The organism is Parendozoicomonas verongulae, assembly GCF_009711465.1.
In the GTDB taxonomy this organism is placed as follows: Bacteria; Pseudomonadota; Gammaproteobacteria; order Pseudomonadales; family Endozoicomonadaceae; genus Sansalvadorimonas; species Sansalvadorimonas verongulae.
This window is the reverse complement of sequence record NZ_SMME01000584.1, coordinates 1-1700: the sequence shown is the minus strand read 5'-3', so window position 1 is coordinate 1700 and position 1700 is coordinate 1. Positions and strand designations below refer to the sequence as shown.

The 1700-nt window shown below is 48.6% G+C and carries 4 protein-coding genes; all 4 read left to right on the top strand.

Annotation, left to right across the window (positions count from 1 at the left end; genetic code table 11):
• Window positions 1-187 precede the first annotated feature (187 nt).
• Window positions 188-427 (top strand): hypothetical protein, encoded by a 240-nt coding sequence (locus E1189_RS01680; RefSeq protein ID WP_155158356.1) that lies wholly within the window; start codon window positions 188-190, stop codon window positions 425-427.
• 15 nt (window positions 428-442) lie between these two features.
• Window positions 443-751, top strand: coding sequence for a hypothetical protein (locus E1189_RS01675; protein WP_155158355.1), 309 nt, complete (start codon window positions 443-445; stop codon window positions 749-751).
• Window positions 752-791: 40 nt separating this feature from the next.
• Window positions 792-1268 carry a hypothetical protein gene (locus E1189_RS01670; RefSeq protein ID WP_155158354.1) on the top strand — a complete coding sequence of 159 codons (477 nt, stop codon included), beginning with the start codon at window positions 792-794 and terminating at the stop codon, window positions 1266-1268.
• A gap of 157 nt (window positions 1269-1425) precedes the next feature.
• Window positions 1426-1700: hypothetical protein (locus E1189_RS01665; RefSeq protein WP_230459986.1), on the top strand; the 275-nt coding region annotated here is incomplete at its 3' end.

The window sequence follows — 1700 nt, the reverse complement described above, 5'->3', positions numbered from 1 at the left end:
CGACTGACAAACAAAGCCCCGCCTAACCTATCAGGGCCGACAGCGGCCCTATCCCTCTCTCACCGAAATGCCCTCCTGCCTGTCTAATATTCGGGAAACCGATATTTGTCGCTACCGTTTGCAATCGTTAATAACGGTTGATAGCGTATAAATACCGGTCATTGTTCCAACCTCGCAGGAGTCAACAATGACGCTACATATCAACAGAAAACAAAGCTGTGCAGTAGAGAGGGACTTGAATCGTTACCAGCGGACTTTGGATGAGCATGATGAGATAGAGAATAAGCTCGAAGCCTATATCAACCAAAAGCTGGGTGAAATAAAAAACAATGTCATGGGAAACAGTTGCCTTCGCAGTTTCATTGATGACAACGAAGAACTGTTGCTGGCGCACATAGAGGCGTTTGCTAAACAGCACGGTTTATAGCCAAGGAGAGGCGTTGTGAATAACAAGAAAGTCGTCAAAGGGATCGTTTATCTTCTCGCCAAGCGTGGCGGTTCAAACAATGATCAATTGTTCTACCAAGTGAGTGGCTGCGAATTACCAACGCTCGGCTATGCCACGATTTATAGTCAGGAAATCGAGCTGCCCATTCCTGATGATGTAGACACCACACTTGTAAGGATTAGCGACCTGAAGAGCCAGCGTGAAATGCTCCAGCAGGAAGCGAATCAAACCAAAGAGCAAATCGACCGCATTGAAAGCCAGCTTTCTGTTTTAGAAGGTGATGATCAAGAGAGTGCCGAGTAACCTACACCTACCCTCACAACAATAAGAGCAAGGGAAACCAATGAAAGAGTTAGACAAGCTGAAGGCGTTTCAGGAAGCATTCTTTATCCCGGAGAACAGGGATGACCCGGGAGCGAATATTGCCTTTTTACTCAAGGAGGTCATCAAGCGTCGGCACCTGATGGCGAGTGATTTTATAGAAGTCAGGAAGGATATACTCGATGGTCGGCCTGAGAGTGAGATCCCCATTGGGCCGATGGGGAGGGTTTACTTTCTCACCTGTTTGCTTGCCGTGTTGAGCTGCCATGTTGAAACACAGGGGGAGGAGTCGTTTGAAGACATGCTCACTGACTTACTCAACCCTGCAAATCACGCTATCACTTTTCTGAAGGTCACAGAAACCATTGAGAAAGGACTCCTTCAGGCCATGGATCAGTCGGGTCATGAGGATATAGATCAGTTCCTGAGAGAGGTTAATTTCAGGATTGAAACTCTCGAAAAAACTTATACTCCCAGCGTACCAAGCAGCACCCATTAAGCCACACGGGCCAGTCATTTCTGGCCCATAGGTCATTGCAGCAGAAACCGCATCAGCCGACGAATCAATCGCAATTCACTACTAAACGGAAATTTTACGTCTGAAAAAATAATCCATCCCGGCTTTTACTTTGCAGAGTCCCATCAAGGATTCGCAAATGAAAGGCATCCACATTTTCAAAGCCGGTGAGCATACCGACAGCAAAGGCACTGCAGCCGAGTTCACCGAGTCCATCCTCAAAGCGTCAGCCGACGCCTACGATCCCAAACAGCACGAAGCCCCCATTGTTGTCGGCCATCCCAAAAGCAACGGCCCGGCGTGGGGCTGGATTACTGATGTCCAGTTTTCCGAAGAGGGCCTGACCGCCAACCCGGATCAGGTTGACCCGGAGTTTGAAGAGCTGGTGGAGAAGGGCCGGTTCAAGAAGGTCTC